Source organism: Microbispora sp. H10885 (assembly GCF_014161415.1).
In the GTDB taxonomy this organism is placed as follows: domain Bacteria; phylum Actinomycetota; class Actinomycetes; order Streptosporangiales; family Streptosporangiaceae; genus Microbispora; species Microbispora triticiradicis.
Genome location: NZ_JABBWY010000003.1, coordinates 470679 through 478935 on the forward strand (window position 1 = coordinate 470679; position 8257 = coordinate 478935).

The following is an 8257-nucleotide window of genomic DNA, read 5'->3' on the forward strand; positions in this document are numbered from 1 at the left end:
CAGCAGTGCCCGAAGGAGCGATGAGACACCATGCCGTCCGACTCTCACCCGTCCCCGAACGGGCACCCGACTCCGAGCGGACACCCGACGAACGGGCAGCCGACGCTGTGGGGGCTGTCCGCCCCCTACGCGGGCGCTCTGCGCGCCCAGGCCCGGCTCCTCCTCGGACACCTCGGCGGCGGCCACCAACACGGTGACCGACCCGGCGAACGACCCGGTGACCAGGAATGGCGCCCGGCCGACGTCGGGTGGTCGCTGGCCCGCGCCGGCGCCGGGGGCGCCCACCGGGCGGCGATCGCCGGCGACGACCCCGCGGCCTTCCTGGAGGCGCTGCGGGCGCTCGCCGAGGGAGGCGGCGCCCCGGGGCTGGCCGAAGGGCGCGCCCACCCCGGCGGGGTCGTGTTCGTGTTCCCCGGCAACGGCTCGCAGTGGCAGGGCATGGCGGTCGACCTGCTCGCGTCCTCGCCGGTCTTCCTGGCCCGCATGGAGGAGTGCGCCCGCGCGCTGGAGCCGTACGTCGACTGGGCGCTTCTCGACGTGCTGCGTGGCGCGCCCGGCGCGCCCCGGCTGGACCGCACGGACGTGATCCAGCCCGCGTTGTTCGCGACCATGGTCTCGCTCGCCGACCTGTGGCGGTCGTACGGCGTCGAGCCGTCGGCCGTGCTCGGCCACAGCCTGGGGGAGATCGCCGCCGCGGTGGTCGCCGGGGCGCTGACCCTGGAGGACGGGGCGCGGGTGGTCGCCCTCTGGAGCCAGGCGATGCTCCCCATGACCGGCCACGGGGAGATGGTCTCGGTGCTGGCGTCGGCGGACGACATCTCCGCCCGCGTCGGCGCGTACGGCGGACGGCTGGAGATCGGTGTTCTGAACGGCCCGCAGTCGGTGCTGGTCTCCGGTGACCTGGACGCGGCGCGGCAGTTGGTCGAGGAGCTCACCGCGGACGGCTTCCGGGTCAGGGCCACCGGCACGAACCTCGCGGTGCACTCGCCGCACATCGACGCGATCACCCCGGACCTCCACGGCAGGCTGCTCCCGATCCGGCCGCGGCGCGCCCGCATCCGCTTCTACTCGTCGCTGCTGGGCGGCGTGCTGCCCGACGACGTGCCACTGGACGCGGGCTACTGGTGCCGGAACATCCGCGAGCCCGTCCGGTTCGAGGAGGCCACGCGGGCGGCGCTGGACGACGGGTACGGCGTGCTGCTTGAGGTCAGCGTGCACCCGGTGCTGACCGGGGCGGTGCGCCAGACCGTCGAGGCCACCGGCGCCGCCGTGCCGGTCCGCGGGTCGCTCCGCCGCGACCAGGCCGACCTCGGCAGGGTCATGCGCGCGCTGGGCGAGCTGCACGTCGACGGCGTGCCGCTGGAGTGGGACGCCGTGTACGCCGGGCACGAGCCCCGCGAGGTCGCCCTGCCGGAGACCGCGGCCGCCGTGGAGGAGGAGGACGGCCGGCCGTCCCTTGGCGCGCGCCTGGCGGAGCTGACCGAGACCGGACAGCGTGCGCTGCTGCTCGACCTGGTGGGCCGGGAGCTCGCGGCGCTGCTCGGCACGCCCGGCCCGATCCCGCCCGACCGCCAGTTCCGGGACCTCGGGTTCGACTCGGTGACCGCCCTGGAGATCCGCGGCCGGCTCATGGAGGCGACGGGCACCCGGCTGCCCGCGACCATGGTGTTCGACTACCCGACGCCCGGCGAGCTCGCCGAGTTCCTGCGCGTCACGCTGGCGGGCGCGGAGCCCTCCGGCGCCGTGGCGCCCGTGGCCGCCGCGGACGACGACCCCGTCGTGATCGTCGGAGCCGGGTGCCGTTACCCCGGCGGGATCCGCGGGCCCGAGGACCTCTGGACCCTCGTCAGTGACGGAGCCGACGCCATGGGGCGGTTCCCGGACAACCGGGGATGGGACCTCGACGGCTCCTACGACGACCAGACGCGCCGGGCCGGGACGCACTACCAGCGCGAGGCCGGCTTCCTGCACGACGCCGACCTGTTCGACGCCGACTTCTTCGGGATCAGCCCGCGCGAGGCACTCGCGATGGACCCGCAGCAGCGGCTGCTGCTGGAGACCTCCTGGGAGGCGTTCGAGCGGGCCGGCATCGTGCCGGCCTCCCTGCGCGGCAGCGCGACCGGCGTGTTCGTCGGCGCGATGACCGTCGACTACAGCGCGCGCCTGGAGCGGCACCCCGACCTGGAGGGATACGTCCTCACCGGGAACACCGCCAGCGTCCTGTCCGGCCGGGTCTCCTACCTCTACGGTTTCGAGGGGCCGTCGGTCACCGTGGACACGGCGTGCTCGTCGTCCCTGGTCGCGCTGCACCTCGCCGTACAGGCGGTGCGGCGCGGCGAGTGCGGCCTGGCGCTGGCCGCCGGGGTGGCCGTCAACGCGAGCCTCAACATCTTCAAGGAGTTCGCGCGGCTGAACACGCTCGCTCCGGACGGCCGGTGCAAGCCGTTCTCCGACGACGCCGACGGGTTCGGCATCTCCGAGGGCGTCGGCGTGCTCCTGCTGGAGCGGCTCTCGGACGCCCGGCGGAACGGCCACGAGGTGCTGGCCGTGATCAGGGGGTCGGCGGTCAACCAGGACGGCGCGTCCAACGGGCTCGCGGCGCCGAACGGCCCCTCCCAGCAGCGGGTGATCCGCGGCGCGCTCGCCGACGCCGGGCTCCACCCGTCCGAGGTGGACGTGGTCGACGCGCACGGCACCGGCACCCGGCTGGGCGACCCGATCGAGGCCCAGGCGCTGATGGCGACGTACGGGCGGGACCGCGACCGGCCGCTGCTGCTGGGCTCGCTGAAGTCGAACCTCGGCCACACCCAGGCCGCCGCCGGCGTCGGCGCGGTCATCAAGATGGTCGAGGCCATGCGGCACGGGGTGGCTCCCCGGACCCTGCACGTGTCCGCGCCCAACTCGCACGTGGACTGGTCGGAAGGCGGAGTTTCGCTGCTGACCGAGCGGGTCCCCTGGCCGGAGACCGGCCGGCCGCGCCGGGCCGGTGTGTCGTCCTTCGGCGTCAGCGGGACCAACGCGCACGTGGTGCTGGAGCAGGCGCCAGACCTCGACTCCAACCTCGATCCCGACTCAGAGCCGGGGACCGCCGCCGTCGCGGACCCGGCCGGCCCGCCGCCCGGGCCGGTCACGGTGACCCTGTCGGCCCGCGGACCGGCCGCCCTGCGCGGGCAGGCCGCGCGGCTGCGGTCGTGGCTGGAGTCCCGGCCGGACGTGCCGCTCGCGGACGTCGCATTGGAGCTGCGGGCGGCGCGCTCCCCAATGGACCACCGGGCCGCCGTGGTGGCCGCCGACCACGGCGAACTGACGCGCGCACTGTCCGCGCTCGCCGAAGACGCCCCCGACTTCGGCGTCGTGTCCGGCGTCGCACGGCGGTCCGGTGCGGTGTTCGTGTTCCCCGGCCAGGGCGGCCAGTGGCCGGGGATGGGGGCCGGCCTGCTGCGCTCGTCCCCGGAGTTCGCCGCCGCCGTACGGGCGTGCGACGAGGCGCTGGCCCCGTGGACCGGTTACTCGGTACTGGACGTCCTGTCGGGCTCGCCGGACGCGCCGGGCCTGGACCGGGTCGACGTCGTCCAGCCCGTCCTGTGGGCGGTGATGGTGTCGCTGGCCGAGGTGTGGCGCGCCCACGGCGTGGTGCCCGCCGCGGTCGTGGGCCACTCGCAGGGCGAGATCGCCGCGGCGTGCGTGGCCGGGGCGCTGTCGCTCCGGGACGCGGCGAAAGTGGTCGCGCTGCGCAGCCGCGCGCTGCGGGACCTGTCCGGATCGGGGGCGATGGCCTCGGTCGCGGCGCCGGTGGACGTCGTGGAGCGGCTGCTGTCCCCCTGGGGCGAGGCCCTGTCGGTCGCCGCGGTGAACAGCCCGCTGTCGACCGTGGTGGCCGGTGAGGCCGGGGCGCTGGGGGAGTTCGTGGAGCGGTGCGCGGCCGACGGGGTCCGCGTCCGCCGGATCCAGGTGGACTACGCCTCCCACTCCCCGCAGATGGAACAGGTGCGGGAGACGCTGCTGGCCGAGCTCGCCGACGTCGAGCCCCGCGCGTCCGCCGTGAGCTTCTACTCGACGGTGACCGGAGACCTGCACGACACCTCCGGGCTCGACGCCGCCTACTGGTACGAGAACCTGCGCGGGCGGGTGCGGTTCGCCGACGTCTGCGCGCGGCTGATGAGCGGGGGCCGGGACTTCTTCGTCGAGTGCGGCCCGCATCCCGTGCTGACCATGGCGATCGAGGAGTGCGCGGAGGCGGTGGAGGGCGCGGGGGCGCGGCCCGTCGCGATCCCGACGCTGCGCCGCGACGAGGACGGGCCCGCCGCCCTGCGGACCGCGCTGGCGCGGGCCTGGGTGAACGGCGCGCCCGTCACCTGGGACGAGGATCGCCTGCCGCGCCCGGCGCGGCGGCTCGGGCTCCCCACGTACGCGTTCCAGCGGGAGCGCTACTGGGCCGAGACGGGCGGGGCGCGGTCCGCCGGAGCCGGCGCCCTCGGCTTGACCCCCACGGAACACCCGCTGATCGGCGCGGCCACCGAGATCGCCGACGACGGCGGGGTGCTGTTGTCGGGCCGCCTGTCGGCCCGGTCGCAGCCGTGGCTGGCCGACCATGTGGTGTCCGGTTCGGTGCTGTTCCCGGGCACCGGGTTCGTGGAGCTCGCGGTGCGCGCGGGCGACGAGGTCGGCTGCGGGCAGGTGGAGGAGCTGACGCTGGAGGCCCCGCTGGTCCTGCCGGCCGACGGCGACGTGCGCCTGCAGGTCCGCGTCGGCCCGGCCGACTCGGGACGCCGCGGCGTGTCGGTGCACTCCGCGGGCGAGGACGGCGGGTGGACCCGGCACGCCACCGGGGTGCTCGGCCCGGTGGCGGCGGCGTACGAGGAGCTGCGGACCTGGCCGCCGCGCGACGCGGCGCCGGTGGCCGTCGACGGGTTGTACGACCTGCTGGCCGAGCGGGGCTACGGGTACGGCCCGGCGTTCCGCGGGCTGCGCGCGGCGTGGCGGCGGGGGGACGAGGTCTTCGTCGAGGCGGCCCTGCCGGAGGACGCCGCCCGTGGCGCGGACGGCTTCGGGCTGCACCCCGCACTGCTCGACACGGCGATGCACGGGCTGTTCCTCGGTGGCTTCCTTCCCGGGGACGACACCTGGTTGCCGTTCTCGTGGCGGGGCGTCTCGCTCGCGGCGTCCGGCGCGACCGACGTGCGGGCCCGGCTGTCGCCCGCGGGGCGCGACGCCGTCCGGGTCGTGGTCGCCGACGGCGCGGGGAGCCCGGTCCTGTCGGCGGAGTCCATGGTCCTGCGGCCGGTGCCGAAGTCGCGGCTGCTCGCCTCCGGCCTGGCCGACTCGCTCTACACCCTGGGCTGGACGCCCCTCGACTCCGCCGCCGGCCCTGCTCCGGACCATGCTCAGGATCGGCCCGGCACGTCCGGCTGGGCCGTTCTCGGCCCGGCCGGGCCCGGACTGGCCGAGGATCTCGGCGCCGCCCGCCACGCCGGTCTCCGGGAGCTCATCGACACGCTCGACTCCGGCGCGCCGGTCCCGGACGTCGTGCTGCTGCCCGTCACGCCGGCGGTCACGGGGGACGCCGCCGGCGTCGGGGAATCGCTCCGGGACCTGCTCTCCACCCTGCGGTCGTGGCTCGATGAGCCGCGCCTCGGCGGGTGCGCGCTCCTCGTGCTTACCGAGAACGCGGTGCTCACCGAGAACGCGGTGGAGATCGGCGACGCAGGTCCCACGCCCGCGGCGGCCGCCGTCTGGGGGTTCGTCCGCGGCGCGCGGGAGGAGCACCCCGGGCGCTTCCTGCTCGGCGACGTCGCCGGCGCGACCGGCCGGGCGCTGCGCGCCGCGGTGGCGTCCGGCGAGCCGGAGTTCGCCGTACGCGGGGACACGGTCCTGGTTCCCAGGCTGGCCCGGGCGGCCGCGGACGAGACGCTGACGCCTCCCGGCGACGGCGCGCCGTGGCGCCTCTCGGTGGCGGGGGAGCGCGGCACGTTCGACGACCTGGCGCTCGTGCCGTCCCCGGAGGCGGCGCGGGACCTGGCACCCGGCGAGGTGCGGATCGAGGTGCGCGCGGCCGGGCTCAACTTCCGCGACGTGGTCGTCTCCCTGCGGATGGTGCCGGGCCAGGAGGGCATCGGCACCGAAGGCGCCGGCGTCGTCGTCGAGACCGGCCCGGCGGTGACCGGGCTGGCGCCGGGAGACCGGGTGATGGGGATCTTCCCCGACGCCTTCGGCTCCTCCGTCGTCGTCGACCACCGTCACGTCGTACGGATGCCGGACGGCTGGACGTTCGAGCGCGGAGCCTCGGTGCCGGCGGCCTTCCTGACCGCCCTGCACGGCCTGCGCGACGTGGCGGGCGTGTCGGCGGGGGAGACGGTGCTGGTGCACGCCGCCGCGGGCGGCGTGGGGACGGCGGCGGTGCAGGTGGCCGCCGCGCTCGGCGCGCGCGTCCTCGCCACGGCTCATCCGGGCAAGTGGCCCGCCCTGAACGCCGCGGGTATCGCGGACGAACGGCTCGCCTCGTCCCGCTCGCCGGAGTTCGAGGAGCGGTTCCGGGCCGCCACCGGCGGCGCCGGGGTGGACGTCGTGCTGAACTCCCTGACCGGTGAGCTCGTGGACGCCTCGCTCCGGCTGCTGGGCTCCGGCGGCCGGTTCGTCGAACTGGGCAAGACCGACATCCGGGATGCCGCCGAGGTCGAAGCCGCCCACCCGGGCGTGCGATACCAGGCGATCGACCTGAGCCGGGCCGATCCCGGCCTGGTCCGGCGCCTGCTGACCGAACTGGTGGACCTGTTCGAGAAGGGGACGCTGACGCCGCCGCCCGTCCGGACGCTGGACGTGCGGCGCGCGCCCGAGGCGTTCCGGTTCATGAGCCAGGCACGGCACGTCGGGAAGATCGTGCTGCGCATGCCGCGCCGCCGGGACCCGCGCGGCACCGTGCTGATGACCGGCGCCACCGGGATGGCCGGCCGGGTGATCGCCCGGCACCTCGTGACCGCCGGTGGCGTCCGCCGCCTCGTGCTGGTGAGCAGGCGCGGGACGTCGGCCCCGGGCACGGCGGAGCTGGCCGCCGAACTCGCCGGGCTCGGCGCGGTGGTCGCCGTCGAGGCGTGCGACGCCGCCGACAGGGAGGCCGTCGCCGCGGTGCTGGCGAGGATCCCGGCGGAGCACCCACTCACCGCCGTGGTGCACGCGGCCGGTGTGCTCGACGACGCGGTGCTGGACACGCTGACCCCCGCGCAGATCGACGCGGTCCTGCGGCCGAAGGCGGACGGCGCGCTGGTCCTGCACGAGCTCACCGCGGGCCTGGACCTGGCGGAGTTCGTGCTGTTCTCCTCGGCCGCCGGGCTGACCGGAAGCGCCGGGCAGGCCCACTACGCCGCGGCGAACACCTTCCTGGACGCGCTGGCGCAGCACCGGCGCTCCCGGGGACTGCCGGCCACCTCGATCGCGTGGGGCCTGTGGGCCGAGCAGAGTGAGATGACGGCCCGGGCCGACCACGGCCGGCTCGCCCGCCTCGGCCTGCTGCCCATGACCGGAGAGCAGGCGGCGGGGCTGTTCGACGTCGCCACCGGCCTGGACCACGCGCTGGCACTCGCCGCGAGGGTGTCGACGGCCGGCCTGCGCGGGCAGGCGGCGAGCGGCACGCTCTCACCGCTCTGGCGGGGCCTGGTGCGTACGGCCGCCCGGCCGGAGGCGGGCACGGCAGGCGGCACGGGAGACGGTCTGGGCGGCGCCTCGCTCACCCACCGGCTGGCCGGGCTCCCGGACGGCGAGCGCCGCCGGACGCTCCTCACCCTCGTGCGCGCCCACGCCGCCACCGTGCTGGGACGTGCGTCCGGCGCGACGATCGACCCCGGCCGCGGGTTCCTCGACCTCGGCTTCGACTCGCTCAGCGCGGTGGAGTTCCGCAACCGGCTCAGCGCGGCCACCGGCCTGCGGCTGCCGTCCACCCTCATCTTCGATCACCCGAACCCGGAGGTCCTGGCCGGATACCTCGTCACCGAGCTGGCGCCGGCGGATCAGCCGGGGGGCCGGCCGGCGGCGCCCGGCGGCGACGGCGAGGAGGCCGAGCTGCGCCGCCTGCTGGCGTCCATCCCGCTGGAGCGGCTCCGGCAGGCCCGGCTGGTGGACGTCCTGCGCGAGCTGGCCGGCCGTACGGAGGAGGCGCCGGAGACGGTGTCGCGGGCGGACGAGAGCGCGATCGACGAGATGAGTGTGGACGAACTGCTCAAGCTGGCCCCCGGGATGAGCGCGTGAACAGGTCGGAAGGGTGGGA

1 protein-coding gene is annotated in these 8257 nt (G+C 76.2%); it reads left to right on the forward strand.

Annotated features, from left to right (window positions below; genetic code table 11):
* The first annotated feature begins 30 nt into the window (after window positions 1-30).
* On the forward strand, window positions 31-8238 hold the full coding sequence (locus HHX37_RS10610) for a type I polyketide synthase (RefSeq protein WP_182885285.1): 8208 nt from the start codon (window positions 31-33) through the stop codon (window positions 8236-8238).
* Window positions 8239-8257: the final 19 nt, after the last annotated feature.